Origin of the sequence: Micromonospora noduli, assembly GCF_003264475.1 — a bacterium.
Classification (GTDB): Bacteria; Actinomycetota; Actinomycetes; order Mycobacteriales; family Micromonosporaceae; genus Micromonospora; species Micromonospora noduli.
This window is the reverse complement of sequence record NZ_PYAC01000012.1, coordinates 195,223-211,261: the sequence shown is the minus strand read 5'-3', so window position 1 is coordinate 211,261 and position 16,039 is coordinate 195,223. Positions and strand designations below refer to the sequence as shown.

Genomic DNA, 16,039 nt, shown 5'->3' with positions numbered 1-16,039 from the left:
CACCCGCACAACGACGGCGGAGGTAACCATGACGCGCTACGACGCGCCCACCCACTGGCAGTCCCGTTACGACCACTACATCGGCGGCGAGTACGTCAAGCCGCAGGGCGGCGCCTACTTCGAGAACCCGACACCGGTCACCGGGCAGACCTTCACCGAGGTCGCCCGCGGCACCGCACCCGACGTGGAGAAGGCCCTCGACGCCGCCCATGGCGCCGCCGACGCCTGGGGCCGCACCTCGGTGGCCGAACGGGCGCTGATCCTCAACCGGATCGCCGACCGGATGCAGGAGAACCTGGAATCCCTGGCCATTGCCGAGAGCTGGGAGAACGGCAAGCCGGTCCGGGAGACACTGGCCGCCGACATCCCGCTCGCCATCGACCATTTCCGCTACTTCGCCGGGGCGATCCGGGCCCAGGAGGGCTCCCTGGGCGAACTCGACGACGACACAGTGGCGTACCACTTCCACGAGCCGCTCGGCGTGGTCGGGCAGATCATCCCGTGGAACTTCCCGATCCTGATGGCGACCTGGAAGCTCGCGCCCGCGCTGGCCGCCGGCAACGCCGTGGTGCTCAAACCCGCCGAGCAGACACCGGCGTCCATCCACTACTGGCTGTCGCTGGTGGCGAACCTGCTGCCGCCGGGAGTGCTGAACATCGTCAACGGTTTCGGCGTGGAGGCCGGCAAACCGCTGGCGTCCTCGGCCCGGGTCGCGAAGGTGGCCTTCACCGGCGAGACGACCACCGGGCGGCTGATCATGCAGTACGCCAGTGAGAACATCAAACCCGTCACGCTGGAGCTGGGCGGCAAGAGCCCGAACATTTTCTTCGACGACGTCAGCGCCGCATCCGACGACTTCCTGGACAAGGCCCTGGAAGGCTTCACCATGTTCGCGCTCAACCAGGGCGAGGTCTGCACCTGCCCGTCCCGGGCGCTGATCCAGCAGGGCCACTACAGCGACTTCCTGGCCGCGGGGGTCGCCCGCACCGAGCAGATCGTGCAGGGGCATCCCCTGGACACCGACACGATGATCGGGGCGCAGGCCTCCAACGACCAGTTGGAGAAGATCCTGTCCTATCTCGACATCGGCCGGAAAGAGGGCGCCAAGGTGCTCACCGGAGGGTCACGCGCGGATCTGGGCGGCGACCTGTCGGGCGGGTACTACGTCGAGCCGACCATCTTCGAGGGCGACAACTCGATGCGGATCTTCCAGGAGGAGATCTTCGGGCCGGTCGTCTCGGTAACCTCCTTCGCCGACCTCGACGACGCCGTGAAGATCGCCAACGACACCCTGTACGGGCTGGGCGCGGGCGTGTGGAGTCGGGACATGAACACCGCGTACCGGGCCGGGCGGGCCATCCAGGCCGGGCGGGTGTGGACCAACTGCTACCACGCGTACCCGGCGCACGCCGCTTTCGGCGGGTACAAGCAGTCCGGCATCGGTCGGGAGAACCACAAGATGATGCTGGAGCACTACCAGCAGACCAAGAATCTCCTGGTCAGCTACTCGACCAAGAAGCTCGGCTTCTTCTGATGCCGGTCGTCTCCGTCACCCCCGCCGCGGCCGAGTTGATCCGGTCGCTGCGGGGGCGGCACGGTCCGCTGATGTTCCACCAGTCCGGCGGCTGTTGCGACGGCAGCGCCCCGATGTGCTTCCCGGCGGGCGAGTTCCGCACCGGCTCGTCCGACGTGCTGCTCGCCTCCCTCGCGGTCGACGGGGTGACCGAGCCGGTCGAGTTCTGGATGTCGAAGTCCCAGTGGGAGTTGTGGAAACACACCACGTTGACCGTCGACGTGGTCCCCGGCAGAGGCAGCGGCTTCTCTCTGGAGGCCCCTGAAGGCGTCCGCTTCCTCATTCGCTCCCACCTAGCCCCCTGAGCCCGGCGCCCCAGGTCCGGCGGCATCTGCCCAGAAGAGCGGTATACCTCTGAGTCATATTTATTCCTCAGAGGTATACCGCTCTTCAGCGTTTCCCGTCGGACGGCGTGACCGTGGCGGGACCGGGCGGGACCGGGCGGGACCGTTGACCATGACCGGGGGGTTAGTCGCAGGCGATGCCGTCGCCGTCTCGGTCCAGGTCGTAGATGTCGTCGCCGATCACCCTGATCGGCCCGCTGACGTAGGCGGGTCCGTTGCCACTGCCACCCGCGCAGTCGACGTCGCTGGCGATCGGGACGCAGCCGCTGTAGTTCGGGTCGCACTTCGACGACTGCGGCTTCTTGGTGCCGACGGCCACGACCTGGGTCACCGGCTGCTTCGTCACGGCGGATTTGACCAGCTTCTTGTTCGTCCGCACGCCGTCGGTGGTGGTCACCTCGTAGGTCAGGGTCCGGACGCCGTTCACACCCTTGGTCCGGACGACCCGCTTGCCCTCGGCCAGTGACGAGTCCTTGACGGTCCGCTCGCCGTACCGGATGGTGGCCTGCTCCGTCACTGTCGTCACCTGCACCACCGGCACGGCTGCCGCCGACGAGGGCGCAGTGGCGGGCGCCGACGAGGGCCCGGCGATCGGCGACTCCTCCTGGGCCGGGGCCTCTTCGGTCGGCTCGCCGGGTGCGGCCAGGATCGGCTGCTGCGGCTGCTCGGCGGCAGTGCCGGTCTTGGTCGGTTCCGGTTCGCCGGTCAACGCGCCGACGATGGCGGTGCCGGTGCAGCAAAGCAGTAGAAGCGACAGCGTCACCGAGCCGAGGATCACGGCGACCCGGCCGGCGGGAGTGGCCCGGCGGAACCAGTTCGGTCGGGGCGTCTGGCCGAACGACGGCGGGTACGGCGGCCCCGGGTTCTGTGGTGGTTGCATCGTCACGGCGATGAGTGTCGTCGCAAACACAGCCTGCAATATCCCCCGTCGCGTTCGTCACCTGCGCCTTTCGCTTCGCGGAAAAGATCGGTGGGCGCGCTCGCGGGCGCCGAGTCGGCAGGTGCGGCACACCTCCAGGTCGGCAGGGCAGGGCCGATCGTGCGGGTGTCAGCACCAACAAAAGCCGCAGATCACCACGCACCGAATCGACAAGGGATCGGAGGCCAACGGCGACAGCAAACTGTCGCGATGCCGTCAGCGGGGCAGGCTCACCGCTCCTCCATCGCCCATGGTGACCCGTAACCGTTCAGCAGGTCGAGGAAGGGCATCGGGGGCAGCGCCTCGGGCCCGAGCACCCCGACACCGGCCCACGCACCGCTGGCGAGCAACTCCAACGCGACGACCGGGTTGACGGCGGTCTGCCAGACCACCGCCTGGTGCCCGTACTCCCGCATCGACCACTCGTTGTCGACCACGTGGTACAGGTAGACCTCGCGGGCTTGCCCGTCCGGGCCGAGGCCGCGTACCCAGGTGCCGGCGCAGGTCTTGCCGCGCATCCGGGCACCGAGCGTGGCCGGGTCGGGCAGGCTCGCGGCCACCACGTCACGCGGGGAGACCTCGACGCCACGTACCCGCACCGGGGAGACCGCGTCCAGACCGAGCTTGTGCAGCGTCTTGAGCACCTCGATGAACTCGTCGCCGAGGCCGTACTTGAAGGTGACCCGCCGGGCCTTGACCCAGCGCGGGATGAGCAGCACCTCCTCGTGCTCGACGTTGACGCACTCGACCGGCCCGATCCCCTCCGGAAAGTGGAAGACCTCCGGCTCCGAGAACGGTTCGGTGGTGAACCAGCCCCGGTCCCTCTCCCAGATGACCGGCGGGTTGAGGCACTCCTCGATGGTGGTCCAGATGGAGAACGAGGGCGCGAAGTCGTACCCGTCGACGGTGAGGTTCGCCCCGTCCCGGACACCGATCTCGTCGATCTCACTGAACAGTTCGTCGGCGGCGTAACGGGCGAACACGTCGGAGAGGCCGGGCTCGACCCCGATGCCGCACAGCGCCAACCGACCGGCCGCCGACCAGGTGTCCGCCAGCGCGAACTGTTCGTCGCCGAGCCTCACGCCGGTCTCGACGTGCGACAGCGACATCGCCATGTCCAGGTAGTCCGCGCCGGCCGCGAACGCGCCCTCGAAGATCGGCATGACGAACCGCGGGTCGACGGCGTTGAGCACGTGCGTGATCCGGTGCTCCCGGCACAGCGCGGTGACCGCATCGGCCGAGGCGGCGTCCACCTGGGCGGCGACGAACCGGTCACCATGCCCGGCGACCGCTCGCTCGGCCCGAACGGGGTCATGGTCGGCGACCACAATGGTCTCGAAGAAGGTCCGTCGGGCGGCGATGGCTACGGCGGCGGAGCCGACGCCACCGGCGCCGACGAGGAGGACACGCATCAGGAATCAAACCCCAAACCGAAACGATCGAGAGTACGGAGCCAGAGGTCGCGCCGACCCTCACGCGCGTCGGCGCGGGCCAGTGACCAGCGGGTGAGATTGATGCCGACCGCGCGGACGGGTTCCGGCGGGAACGGCAGTGGCTTACGGCGAACCAGGTCGAGCCGGGTCAGCGGGGTGTTCCCGCCGTCGAGCAGGTCGAGCAGCACCCGGGCCCCGAAGCGGGTGGCCCCGACGCCGAGGCCGGTGTAGCCGGCCGCGTACGCCAGCCGACCGCCGTAGGCGGTGCCGAAGAACGGGCAGAACCGGGTGCAGGTGTCGATGACCCCGCCCCAGCGGTGGCTGAACCGCACGTCGGCGAGCTGCGGGAACGTGGTGAAGAAGTGGCGGGCGAGGGTGGTGAAGGTGGCCGGGCGTTGCTCCAACTCGGGCGCGACCCGATTGCCGTAGTGGTAGACGGCGTCGTAGCCGCCGAAGAGGATCCGCCCGTCGGCGGTGATCCGGTAGTAGTGGAACTGGTTGGCGGTGTCGGCGAGCCCCTGCCGGTTGCGCCAACCGATGGCGTCACGCTGGGCCGGGGTGAGCGGCTCGGTCATCAGCACGTGGTCGTAGACCGGCACCAGGTACGCCCGCAGCCGACGCAGCAGCGGCGGGAACGCGTTGGTGGCCAGCACCACCCGACGCGCCCGTATCGAGCCGGGCAGGCCGGCGGCCCGGGTGTCGGCCCGGCCAGAATCGGTCGGCTGGGCGGTGGGATCGGTGCCCAGCGTGCTGGCGTGCACCGCGGCACTGTCGGCGCGCAGGCCGGTGACGCGGGTGTGTTCGTGCACGCGTACGCCGAGGTCGAGGCAGGCGCGGCGCAGACCCCAGGCCAGCTTCGCCGGGTCCACCATGGCCACCCGGTCGGCGTCGAACATCCCACCCAGGTACGTCGGTGAGTGCACCTCGGCGCGCACCTCGTCCCGGTCGAGCAACCGCACCCGGTGGCCGTACCGGCTGGCCAGGTCCGCGTCGGCGGCCAGCCCGTCGAGTTGGTACGGCTCGACGGCGACGGCCAGCTCACCGGTGCGCTCGAAGTCGCAGTCGATGTCGAACTTCGCGACGGTGGCGGCGATGGCGTCCAGGTTGTCCCGGCCGAGGTGTTCCAACTCGCCGACCTCGTTGGGGAACCGGTCGACGCCGTTGGCGAGGCCGTGGGTCAGCGAGGCGGCGCAGAACCCGCCGTTGCGCCCGGACGCGGCCCAACCGCAGGTCCCGGCGTCGACGAGCAGCACGTCCCGGCCCGGGTCCGCCTGCTTCGCCAACAGCGCGGCCCACAGTCCGCTGTAACCGCCGCCGATCACCAGCAGGTCGGCGGAGTGGCGACCGCTCAGTGGCGGTAGCGGGTCGGGGCGGTCCGGGCGATCGAGCCAGTACGGCACGGGTGCCGCGTCGGCCAACGCCCGGCCGGTATGCGGGAGCGTCATGACCGCACACCGGTCGGAAGACCCGCATCCGGGAAGGTCATGACGACCGACGCAGTTGATGTGACGGCCCGGCCAGCAGGTTGGCGCGGCGGGCCCGCCGACCGCGCAGCGAGCTGAGCCCCACGAGCAGCAACGCGACCGCGAACATCGCGGTGCCGATCACGTTGACCTGCGGTGGGATGCCGCGCTGGGCAGCGCCCCAGACGTACATCGGGAACGTGACTGTGGTGCCGGCGTTGAAGTTCGTGATGATGAAATCGTCGAAGCTCAGCGAGAAGGCCAGCAACGCGGCGGCCACGATGCCGGGCAGCACCAGCGGCAGGGTGATCCGCCGGAAGGTCTGCCACTCGTTGGCGTAGAGGTCCATGGCGGCTTCCTCCAGCCGTCGGTCCATCCCGGCGAGCCGCGCCTTCACGGTCACCACCACGAACGACACGCAGAACATCACGTGCGCGATCACGATGGTCCAGAAACCCTGCGGTACGCCCGCCGACACGAACAGGGCCAGCAACGATGTGCCCATCACCAGCTCCGGCGTGGCCATCGGCAGGAAGATCAGCACGTTGATCCCGGATCGGCCACGGAAGCGGTGCCGGACCAGCGCGAACGCCATCAGGGTGCCGAGCACTGTGGCGACCACCGTGGCGATGAAGCCGATCTGCACGCTGCGGACCACCGCGTCACACATGTCCGAGGTGGCACACGGCTGCCGCCAGTTGTCCAGTGTGAACTCGTTGAAGTCGTACGACAGTCGGCTCGACGGCCTGTTGAACGACAGCGCGGCCACCACCAGGATCGGCAGCGCCAGGTAGCCGAGCACCAGCAACGCCACGATCATCACCCAGCGGTCCGCGAGCCAACGGGAAACCCTCATCAGAGCCGCCTTTCGTTCGCGACTGCGGGGCTCCGCTGCGCTGCACTCCTCGCGCTCACAGGACCTCCTCCGTGCCGGCTCGACGGAGGTAGCCGAAGACCACCGCGAGGATCGCCGCCATCAGCAGGAACGACAGCGCGGCGCCCTGCGGGTAGTCCAGTCGGACCAGGAACGCCGAGTCGATGACGTTGCCGATCATGTATTCGTTCGGGGTGCCGAGCAGTTCGGCGTTGATGTAGTCGCCGCTGGCCGGGATGAAGAACAGCAGCGTGCCGGCGACCAGACCGGGCATGGACAGCGGCAGCGTCACCCGACGGAACGCCTGCACCGGGCTCGCGTACAGGTCAGTGGCCGCCTCCAGCAACCGCGGGTCCAGCCGCTCCAGGCTCGCGTACAGCGGGAGCACCAGGAACGGCAGGAAGTTGTACGTCAGGCCGAGCACCACAGCGAACGGGGTGGCCAGCAGCCGACCGTCCGGGGCGAGCAGGTGCACGTCGCGCAGCAGACCGACGAGCGCGCCGTTGTCCGACAGGATCGTCTTCCAGGCCAGCGTGCGGACCAGGAAGCTGGTGAACATCGGCGCGACGACGCACACCAGCAGCAGGTTCTTCCAGCGGCCGGCCTTCTGCGCGATGGCGTACGCCAGTGGGTAGCCCAGCAGCAACGCCAGCACCAGGGCCAGCCCGGCGTAGCCGAACGAGCGCAGGAACTGCGGCCAGTACGCCTGCAGCACGTCCGGGTAGTTGCTGACCGCCCAGGTCATCGCGTACCCGGTGGAGAGCGAGCCACTGGGGTCGTACAGGCTGGCCGCCGCCAACTGCACCAGCGGCACACCGAAGAAGATGAGCAGCCAGGCCGCACCGGGCAACAGCAGGAGGTACGGCAGGAGTCGGCGCCGCCCGGACCGGGCTGCCGGTGGCGCGGGTGGCGGGTGCCCCGCCCTGGTGGGGGCCAGCAGGGTCACGACGACGCACCCACCGGCTCGTCCAGCACCGGCGACGTCCGGTCGCTGTCGGCGGCGTCGCGGGGCAGCAGGAACGCGTGCCGCGGATCCCAGTACGCCACGGCTTCGCCGCCGACCGCGACGGGCGTCGACGTCCCGCTGTTGGCGGCGAAGACCGACAACTCGGTGCCCCAGCCGGTGCGCAGCAGGTACTGCGTGCTGACTCCCACGTAGGAGGCGTCGGTGACCACTCCGGTGACGTGCTGATGCCCAGCGGGCACCTGGTCGGCGGAGCCGACCAGAATCAGCTTCTCGGGGCGTACCCCCAGGTGGACCGGGCCGTGGTCGGCCCGTGACCGGCCGGCGGGCACCGAGAAGCGCGTGCCGTGCGCCGTCACCGCGACGTCGCCGCCACTGGCGCCGGTGGCCTCGCCGGCGAGCAGGTTGGACTGGCCGAGGAAGTTCGCCACGAAGGCGGTGGCGGGAAACTCGTAGATGTCGGCCGGGGCACCCAACTGCTCGATCCGGCCGGCGTTCATCACCGCGACGGTGTCGGCCATGGTCATGGCCTCCTCCTGGTCGTGGGTGACGTGCACGAAGGTGATGCCGACCTCGGTCTGGATGCGCTTCAGCTCGATCTGCATCTGTCGGCGCAGCTTGAGGTCGAGTGCGCCCAGCGGTTCGTCGAGCAGCAGCACCTGCGGCCGGTTGATCAGGGCGCGGGCCAGCGCGACCCGCTGCTGCTGACCGCCGGAGAGCTGGGCGGGGCGGCGGTTGCCGTACCCGTCGAGTTGCACCAGCGACAGCATCCTGGTGACCTCGTCGTCGACCGAGCGGATGCCGCGTCGGCGCAGCCCGAAGGCGACGTTCTCGAAGATGTTGAGGTGCGGGAAGAGCGCGTAGCTCTGGAAGACGGTGTTGACCGGCCGCTTGTACGGCCGCAGCCGGGCGATGTCCCGGTCACCGAGCAGCACCTGGCCGCTGGTCGGCTCCTCCAGGCCGGCGATCATCCGCAACGTGGTGGTCTTGCCGCAGCCGGACGCGCCGAGCAGCGCGAAGAACGAGCCCTGCTCGACGGTCAGGCTCAGGTCGTCGACCGCTGTGAAGACGCCGAACCGTTTGGTGAGGTCGGCCAGGCGCAGGTCGCCGGCGGGTGTCTCACGCGCCATCCTCGTCACGCCCCGATGACCTGTTGGAACTTGCCCTCGTACTCCTTCTCCTGCTTCTCGTCCAGGGCCATGAACACCTTGGACTTCGACAGCAGCGCGTCGTCGGGGAAGATCAGCGGGTTGGCGGCCAACTCGGGGTCGATCTTCTCCATCTCGGCCTGAGCGCCCTTGACCGGGCAGATGTAGTTGACGTACGCGGCCAACTTCGCCGCGACCGCCGGCTCGTAGTAGTAGTTGATCAGCGCTTCGGCGTTGCCTTTGTGGGTGGCCTTGTTGGGGACCATCATGTTGTCGCTGTAGAGCATCACGCCCGAGTCCGGCGCGACGAACCGCACCTTCTCGTCCTCACCGGACAGTTGGATGACGTCGCCGGACCAGCCGATGCACGCGGCGATGTCGCCCTTGGCCAGGTCGGGCGCGTAGTCGTTACCGGTGAACTTGCGGATCTGCCCGAAGTCGACGGCCTTCTTGAGCTTGTTCAGGGCGTCGTCGAACTGGGCGGCGGTGAAGTTCGCCGGGTCGTGCCCGTTCGACCCGAGCAGCAGGCCCATGGTGTCGCGCATCTCGCTGAGCGCTGTCACCTTGCCCTTGAGGTCGGGGCGGGTGAGCAGTTCGTCGACCGTCCGCAGTTCCTTGGTGACGTTGCCGTTGTAGGCAAGGCCAGCGAGGCCGGACTGCCACGGAATGGAGATCCGGTTCTCGGCGTCGAAGGGGCGGTTGAGCAAAGACGGAAGCAGGTTGGCCTGCACGTTCGGGATCTTCGCCGGGTCCAGCTTCTGGATCCAGCCGAGCCGGATCATCCGGGCCGCCATCCAGTCGGTCAGCACGATGATGTCCCGGTCGGTGCTCTGGCAGGCGGCGAGCTGGTTCTGCACCTTGCCGAAGAATTCGTTGTTGTCGTTGATGTCCTCGGTGTAGGTCACCTGAATGCCGGTCTTCGTGATGAACTCGTCGAGGCTCGGCCGCTTGGACTCGTCAGTGTCGTCGACGTCCATGTACTGCGGCCAGTTGGCGAAGGCAAGTTTCTTCTCGGTGCCGGAGAGGTCCTCGCTGACGCAGCCGGCTTCGGTCTGCTGCGCGCCCTTGGTGCCGCAGCCCGCGAGGCTGCCACCCATGGTGAGCAGGGCGGCCGAACCGAGAGTGCCGGTGAGCAGTCCACGCCGGGAGAGGGGCCGGAGGGGAGTACGCATGACGACTCCTAGGGGGTCATCGTCGGCGGGCGGGACGGGGAGGCACGCCGGCGGGAATGTCGGGAGGGTCAAGTGCCATGGACGACTGATCCTGACATGAGGTGACCTCCCTTACAAGGGATTCCGTTGCGGGAATAGCGATGCACGACGAAATACGCCAGACTACGCGGGGATACACGCGCGACATCACGATTCGGGACATGGGGAGCGGGCAATGACAAACCGGCAGCACGAGAACAGCAATGGCGGTCGACGCGTCGCTGTCCGTGACGGTGCCAATCACGCTCTGCTGGATGACGTGGCCAAGCAGATCATCGAGCAGCTCCAGGAGGACGGCCGCCGCCCGTACGCGACGATCGGCAAGGCGGTGGGGCTGTCCGAGGCGGCGGTCCGGCAGCGGGTGCAGCGGCTGCTCGACTCCGGCGTGATGCAGATCGTGGCGGTGACCGATCCGCTCCAGCTCGGCTTCAACCGGCAGGCAATGATCGGCCTACGTACCGACGGCGACCTGGAAGCGGTCGCGGACCGGCTGGCCGAGCTGGATGAGGTCGACTACGTGGTGATCACCGCTGGGTCGTTCGACCTGCTCACCGAGGTGGTCTGCCGCAACGACGACCACCTGCTGGAGATCCTGCAACGGCTGCGGGCGGTGCCCGGGGTGCTCTCCACCGAGGCGTTCGTCTATCTCAAGCTGCGCAAGCAGACCTACACCTGGGGCACGGCCTGACGGTCTCCGAAAGTTGTGTGGACCTCTTGAACGAACGACGCCCAGGCGGTCGGCGCGAAGGTCAGGGTGCCTCCGTCGCGGTCCTTGCTGTCGCGCACCAGCACCCGGCCGGGCAGGTTGTCGGCCACCTCAACGCAGGCACCACCGTTGTTGCTGCTGCGGGTCGCGGTGCGCCAGCGGGCGTCGGTCATGTCCATGTCGTGGCCACTTCCCCGATCAGCTCGATCGACCGTCGTTGGGGGAACGCCTCACCGGTGACGCTCTCCCACCTGCGTCCCAGGCTAGCGACGTCGAGGGGATCGGTCACGACCTGACCGCGGAGCTGATTGTCGAGATACGCCAATTCCGCCCCGTCGGGCAGCCGCCCCAGAATGAACGGTCCGGCCAGCCCGGTGTGCCACGGGCTCTCGGCCGGGATGACCCTGACCTGCACGTGCTCCCACTCGGCCACTCTCGCCAGGTGAGCCAACTGGCCGGCCATCACCGCGCGGTCACCGACCGGCCGACGCAACACCACCTCGTCGACCACCGCCACGAGTTGCGGCGGAGCATCGCGGCACAGGACCGCCTGCCGTTCGAGGCGGCCCGCCACGATCTGGTCCACCTCGGACGGTGCGACCAGCCCACCGGTGCCCAGGATCGCGCGGGCGTACCCCTCGGTCTGGAGCAGACCCGGCACGAGCAGCGGTTCGTACCACCGGAGCGACGTGGCGTCCTGTTCCAGTTCGGCCCACGGCCGGAACCACGGCAGGTCACGACGGCGGAACGGCTCCGGCCAGAGATCGGCCGCGTCCCGGCGCAGAACCTCGGCCACCGCCACCCGGGTACGCGGATGCGGGATGCGCCCCGAAGCGAGCCACCGCGCCGCCGTCTTCGGGTCGACGCCGACCTTCTCGGCCAACGACTCGACCGTCTCCCCCGCCTCGGCCATCGCCACCCGCAACGCCTCGTTCGCCATCGGACCTCCCGCCGCTCCTCCGTGCCGTGGCGGACGATCCGGGATCGTTCGCCCAGCAGGCGCGCTGCGACGCCGCTCGATGCACGTTGCGGCGGACGATAGCCACGCTGCGTGTCCACGTCTGCGACCTACCGGCGTGTTGCGGTGGGACGTGTTGGCGCGCAACGAGGACGCCCCCTGACCGTCCCCGAAGTGCCCCATCAGCGTCCCAAGACCCGCGCCTCCCCGACCCTGGACCGCCCTCTCCGGTCCCCGGCCCGCGCGTCCCGCCCCCGCACCGCCCTCCCCGGTCTCCGGCCCGCGCGTCCCGCCCCCGCGCTTGATCCACTCGACTTCACCAAAGTCGCGGTATCCACCGCGCCCGGACACCGCGATTTCAGCGAACCGGAGTGGATCGAGCCGGCGGCCGATGGAGGCGCTACCACCGGGCGGGCCCTTTGGAGCTGATGTCGCAGACGATTCGGCGCACGGCAGAATCCGGCGACGAGCCGGTCTGCCCCGGCCGACGACAAGGCGCGGATCCGGGAAGGCTCGTGGCGCGGCCCCACAGGGCAGCCGTGATGTCGCAAACGATTCAGCTCCAAAGGCAGTCACCAGCACACCTCCGACTCCTGCCGACCGCCGATCAACTGGCCAACAGCGGTGCGGATTCCGTTGCATCCGTGACGCCTCTGCGCTAAATCCGTCGCCAACCGACCGTGATACCGCCGATAACACTTGCATCGAAGGTTGGGACTGTGCGATAACCGTTGGCAGAGCGGCCGGCCTCACCCCTTTGACCGGCCCGACGACCGATGGGGCTGACATGGCCAACGCCACCGACCACCTCTGGATGCACTTCACCCGGATGGCGAGCTACTCCGCCGGTGAGGTGCCGACCATCGTGCGCGGCGAGGGAGCGTACGTGTGGGACGCGCAGGGTCGCCGCTACCTGGACGGCCTCGCCGGGCTCTTCGTGGTCAACGCCGGCCACGGCCGCACCGAGCTGGCCGAGGCCGCCGCCAAGCAGGCCGGCGAGCTTGCCTACTTTCCGCTCTGGTCGTACGCGCACCCGAAGGCCATCGAGCTGGCCGAGAGGATCGCCGCGCTCACCCCCGGCGACCTCAACCGGATCTTCTTCACCACCGGCGGCTCCGAGGCCGTCGAGGCGGCGTGGAAGCTGGCCCGCGCCTACTTCAAGCGCACCGGAAAGCCCAACAAGTACAAGGTGATCAGCCGGTACATCGCCTACCACGGCACCTCCATGGGCGCCCTGTCGATCACCGGCCTGCCCGGTATCAAGAGCGACTTCGAGCCACTGGTGCCGGGCGCGATCAAGGTGCCGAACACGAACTTCTACCGGGCACCCGAGCACGGCGACGACCCCGAGGCGTTCGGCCGCTGGGCCGCCGACGAGATCGGTCGGGCCATCGAGCGCGAGGGGCCGGACACGGTCGCTGCGGTCTTCCTGGAGCCCGTGCAGAACTCCGGCGGGTGCTTCCCCCCGCCGCCCGGCTACTTCGAGCGGGTACGGGAGATCTGCGACGCGTACGACGTGCTGCTCGTCTCGGACGAGGTGATCTGCTCGTGGGGGCGGTTGGGCGAGTACTTCGGCGCGGTGCGCTACGGGTACCAGCCGGACATCATCACCACTGCCAAGGGCATCACCTCCGGCTACGCCCCACTCGGCGCGATGATCGCCAGCGACCGGCTGATGGAGCCGTTCCTCACCGAGACCGGCATGTTCGCCCACGGAGTGACCTTCGGTGGCCACCCGGTCTCCTGCGCGGTGGCCCTGGCCAACCTGGAGGTGTTCGCCCGCGAGGACCTGGTCGGGCACGTACGCGCCAACGAGGACGCCTTCCGGGCCACCCTGGAGAAGCTGTACGACCTGCCGATCGTCGGCGACGTCCGCGGCGACGGCTACTTCTACGGCATTGAACTGGTCAAGGACAAGACCACCCGGGAGACCTTCACCGAGGCCGAGTCGGAGCGTCTGCTGCGCGGCTTCCTCTCGACCGCCCTGTTCCAGGCGGGCCTCTACTGCCGGGCCGACGACCGGGGCGACCCGGTCATCCAGTTGGCCCCACCCCTGATCGCCGAGCAGCAACACTTCGACGAGATCGAGCAGATCCTCCGCACAGTCCTAACCGAGGCCTGGACCAAGCTCTAACCCCACCCACCCACCCACCACCCACCGCTGTTGATCAAGAGGTTTGCGTCAAAACGCGCTGGCCGATGACCGAAACCTCTTGATCAACCCCGGGGAGGGGGCGGGCCAGGGCGGGACGCCGGGGGCCGGGGGCCGGGTGCGGGGTTAGTGGTTGGGGGGGATTACTCGGAGGTGGCCTCGGCGGCCGGTCTGGTGGGGGTTCTCGGGACGGTTCTGGTCCGGCTCCGGGGGGCGGGGGGCCGGGCGGGCGGCTTCGCGGACCGCTTCGGCCAGCGCGACCAGGTCGTCAGTGGTGGGCGGCGGCGGCTCGAACTCGCCCTCGTGCCGGACGACGTCCCAGCCCCGCGGCGCGGTCAGGCTGCGGGCGTGCGGCTCGCACAGGTCGTACGTGTGCGGCTCGGCGAACGCCGCCAGCGGCCCCACCACCGCTGTCGACTCGTTGTAGACATAGGTCAATGTGGCGACCGCTTGCCGGGGGCAGCCGTTACGGGAGCAGCGCCGTGGTGACCTCACGTGCGGCAGGGTATCTCCATTACCGGGTCCGGCGCATCGCTTCGCGTTGCGACACGCCCGTCATGGTGATCACAGTCGACCGTCCTGGGCGCGCCGCGCCACGGGAGCGGCGCTGCCGCTGACCAGCCCGACGCGGGCGCTACCCTTTGCCTCATGACGAGCCCGGAACACCGCCGCCCCGGCTCTGGCCGGCGTGCGCATCGTGACCGGCACGGGCGCGGCCTGCGCGGACGGCTGGTTCCGGCCACCGTGCCGCTGGCCCGGACCAAGGCCGAGGTCTTCGACGACCTGGTCCTGGACACCGTCGAGACGCTGGAGCGTCGGTTCGCCAAGGAGCTGGCCGGGGTCGAGTTCGCGGTCGAGGACGTCCCGCCGGACCTGAACGTCTACGACTCCGATGTGCTGGAGGACGGCGAGGTCCCGCTGGCCCGACTGCTGCCCGGCCGCCCTGGCCGGCAGGAGGTGCCGCCGCGGATCGTGCTGTACCGACGGCCCCTGGAGTTCCGGGCGATGGACCGTGAGGACCTCGCCGATCTCGTCCACGACGTGATCATCGAACAGGTGGCGAACCTTCTCGGGGTGGACCCGGACGAGCTCGCCTGAGCCAACCTCCCGAGCGGAGAGTCGGGCGGCCCCCACCGCCTCGACCTCACACCGCTCAGGCAGCCCCGACCTGCACCGCTCAGCCGGCCCCCCGGCCAGACCTGCAGCGCTCAGCCGGCCCACCGCACCGGTCTCACACCGCTCAGGCGGCCCGCCGCTTCAACTTGCGCCGCTCCCGCTCGGAGAGCCCACCCCAGATGCCGAACCGCTCGTCGTGACCCAGTGCGTATTCGAGGCACTCGGTCTTGACCTCGCAACGCGAGCAGATCCGCTTCGCCTCGCGGGTCGAGCCGCCCTTCTCGGGAAAGAACGCCTCGGGGTCGGTCTGCGAGCACAACGCCCGCTCCTGCCACTCCGGCGCGTTTCCGAGCAGGTCGGCCACCTCAAGCTGGCCGTCCATCAAATGCCTCCTTGTCGCGCACCGGCGTCATCGCCGCTGCAACCCCCCACGCGAAAGGCGTGCTTGTCCGTCCGGTCCCGTTTTGTTGCGTTCCGTGCGAACAACCCCATTCAAATTACACGCGTGTAATGCGTGCGCCGTCAAGCCAAACTTGATAATGGAGTCGCCCTCCCGACACCCCCGGTCGGCCACTCGGGCCGTCCAGCCTCGCAACCTGCCCTATCGATTCAGACCCCGGCCGAGTAACGCCCTCTCCGGCGAGTTGCCCGACTTTTCTGCCGTGGCGCTTCTCCGACGAGTCGTCGAACGGACGGCACCAGAGACCTCCACCCCTAAGCTGATCTTGGTGGGGGACAGGTTAACGCGGTGCGGCGCAGACCGCCCGTCGAGCTGCGGACAGCACTCGCGCCCCGTCCACAGTGTGGACGGGGCGCGGTGGTGAAACCGATGCGGCGAGGTCAGCCGGCGGCCCCAAAACCGCTGCTGGGCCAGGCAAACTCGGCTATCTCTCCACCATGGACAGAAATCGTGCCGGCGGGCGTACGCTCGTCCCACCAGACGGTATAAATTCCGCTCGGCAGATCGGGATAGACCGCACTGTGGAACGAGCCGTCCCGCACCCGACGCTCACGTACCGCCGAGTGGACCCGCCGTTCGTCGTCGCGACTGATCTCAATCTCCCGGCCGTGCAGATCCCGACCCGTGTAGATGATCAGGGCACCGGTGTCGCCGCCCAGATCGAGGACGACGGTCCCGGTCTCCGACGGCCCGTACGCGTGGTGCTCGTGCATCCGCT

Annotated in this window: 17 protein-coding genes; 5 read left to right on the top strand and 12 right to left on the bottom strand. The window is 69.0% G+C overall.

Annotation, left to right across the window (positions count from 1 at the left end; all coding sequences use genetic code 11):
• Window positions 1–28 precede the first annotated feature (28 nt).
• On the top strand, window positions 29–1,534 hold the full coding sequence (adh, locus tag MED15_RS15680) for an aldehyde dehydrogenase (RefSeq protein WP_112736003.1): 1,506 nt from the start codon (window positions 29–31) through the stop codon (window positions 1,532–1,534).
• The gene (locus tag MED15_RS15675; RefSeq protein ID WP_373861031.1) at window positions 1,534–1,878 is read left to right on the top strand and encodes a DUF779 domain-containing protein; all 345 of its coding nucleotides are present in this window, start codon (window positions 1,534–1,536) and stop codon (window positions 1,876–1,878) included. Before adh ends, MED15_RS15675 begins: the two co-directional genes overlap by 1 nt.
• A 163-nt stretch (window positions 1,879–2,041) precedes the next feature.
• Here MED15_RS15675 and MED15_RS15670 read toward each other — a convergent pair whose 3' ends face one another.
• The 7 genes from MED15_RS15670 to MED15_RS15640 form a co-directional block, all read right to left on the bottom strand.
• Window positions 2,042–2,797: a G5 domain-containing protein gene (locus MED15_RS15670; protein WP_244220489.1), complete on the bottom strand. Its 756-nt coding sequence runs from the start codon at window positions 2,795–2,797 to the stop codon at window positions 2,042–2,044.
• Between the two features lie 269 nt (window positions 2,798–3,066).
• Window positions 3,067–4,248 carry a saccharopine dehydrogenase family protein gene (locus MED15_RS15665; RefSeq protein ID WP_112601881.1) on the bottom strand — a complete coding sequence of 394 codons (1,182 nt, stop codon included), beginning with the start codon at window positions 4,246–4,248 and terminating at the stop codon, window positions 3,067–3,069.
• Window positions 4,248–5,714: an NAD(P)/FAD-dependent oxidoreductase gene (locus MED15_RS15660; protein ID WP_112735999.1), complete on the bottom strand. Its 1,467-nt coding sequence runs from the start codon at window positions 5,712–5,714 to the stop codon at window positions 4,248–4,250. Before MED15_RS15660 ends, MED15_RS15665 begins: the two co-directional genes overlap by 1 nt.
• Before the next feature lie 37 nt (window positions 5,715–5,751).
• A complete protein-coding gene (locus MED15_RS15655) occupies window positions 5,752–6,588 on the bottom strand; it encodes an ABC transporter permease (RefSeq protein ID WP_167457656.1) in 837 nt (278 codons plus the stop codon).
• A 55-nt stretch (window positions 6,589–6,643) separates the two neighbouring features.
• Window positions 6,644–7,552: an ABC transporter permease gene (locus MED15_RS15650; RefSeq protein ID WP_112582421.1), complete on the bottom strand. Its 909-nt coding sequence runs from the start codon at window positions 7,550–7,552 to the stop codon at window positions 6,644–6,646.
• Entirely contained in the window at window positions 7,549–8,700 is a 1,152-nt protein-coding gene (locus MED15_RS15645) for an ABC transporter ATP-binding protein (RefSeq protein WP_112698499.1), read from the bottom strand. The genes MED15_RS15650 and MED15_RS15645 overlap by 4 nt, the downstream gene beginning before the upstream one ends.
• Before the next feature lie 5 nt (window positions 8,701–8,705).
• The gene (locus MED15_RS15640) at window positions 8,706–9,890 is read right to left on the bottom strand and encodes a polyamine ABC transporter substrate-binding protein (protein ID WP_112735988.1); all 1,185 of its coding nucleotides are present in this window, start codon (window positions 9,888–9,890) and stop codon (window positions 8,706–8,708) included.
• 214 nt (window positions 9,891–10,104) lie between these two features.
• Here MED15_RS15640 and MED15_RS15635 point away from each other — a divergent pair, with 214 nt between their 5' ends.
• Complete coding sequence (locus MED15_RS15635; RefSeq protein WP_091394101.1) at window positions 10,105–10,617, top strand: Lrp/AsnC family transcriptional regulator; 513 nt, start codon at window positions 10,105–10,107, stop codon at window positions 10,615–10,617.
• Here the strand turns inward: MED15_RS15635 and MED15_RS15630 are convergent.
• Window positions 10,596–10,814 (bottom strand): DUF397 domain-containing protein, encoded by a 219-nt coding sequence (locus MED15_RS15630; protein ID WP_112582424.1) that lies wholly within the window; start codon window positions 10,812–10,814, stop codon window positions 10,596–10,598. The genes MED15_RS15635 and MED15_RS15630 overlap by 22 nt on opposite strands.
• Window positions 10,805–11,575: a helix-turn-helix domain-containing protein gene (locus MED15_RS15625; RefSeq protein WP_112601887.1), complete on the bottom strand. Its 771-nt coding sequence runs from the start codon at window positions 11,573–11,575 to the stop codon at window positions 10,805–10,807. The genes MED15_RS15630 and MED15_RS15625 overlap by 10 nt, the downstream gene beginning before the upstream one ends.
• Before the next feature lie 805 nt (window positions 11,576–12,380).
• On the opposite strand from MED15_RS15625, the gene MED15_RS15620 reads away from it, so the two are divergent.
• Window positions 12,381–13,727 carry an aspartate aminotransferase family protein gene (locus MED15_RS15620; protein ID WP_112601888.1) on the top strand — a complete coding sequence of 449 codons (1,347 nt, stop codon included), beginning with the start codon at window positions 12,381–12,383 and terminating at the stop codon, window positions 13,725–13,727.
• A 144-nt stretch (window positions 13,728–13,871) separates the two neighbouring features.
• Here the strand turns inward: MED15_RS15620 and MED15_RS15615 are convergent, their stop codons facing one another.
• Entirely contained in the window at window positions 13,872–14,240 is a 369-nt protein-coding gene (locus tag MED15_RS15615) for a DUF3499 domain-containing protein (RefSeq protein ID WP_091394110.1), read from the bottom strand.
• Window positions 14,241–14,393: 153 nt separating this feature from the next.
• Between MED15_RS15615 and MED15_RS15610 the strand changes: the two genes are divergently transcribed.
• The gene (locus MED15_RS15610) at window positions 14,394–14,843 is read left to right on the top strand and encodes a metallopeptidase family protein (protein ID WP_074316962.1); all 450 of its coding nucleotides are present in this window, start codon (window positions 14,394–14,396) and stop codon (window positions 14,841–14,843) included.
• Window positions 14,844–14,985: 142 nt separating this feature from the next.
• Here MED15_RS15610 and MED15_RS15605 read toward each other — a convergent pair whose 3' ends face one another.
• Window positions 14,986–15,243, bottom strand: a complete 258-nt coding sequence (locus MED15_RS15605) for a WhiB family transcriptional regulator (RefSeq protein ID WP_007455784.1) — start codon at window positions 15,241–15,243, stop codon at window positions 14,986–14,988.
• Between the two features lie 458 nt (window positions 15,244–15,701).
• Entirely contained in the window at window positions 15,702–16,034 is a 333-nt protein-coding gene (locus MED15_RS15600; protein WP_112725698.1) for a phospholipase, read from the bottom strand.
• Window positions 16,035–16,039 lie beyond the last annotated feature (5 nt).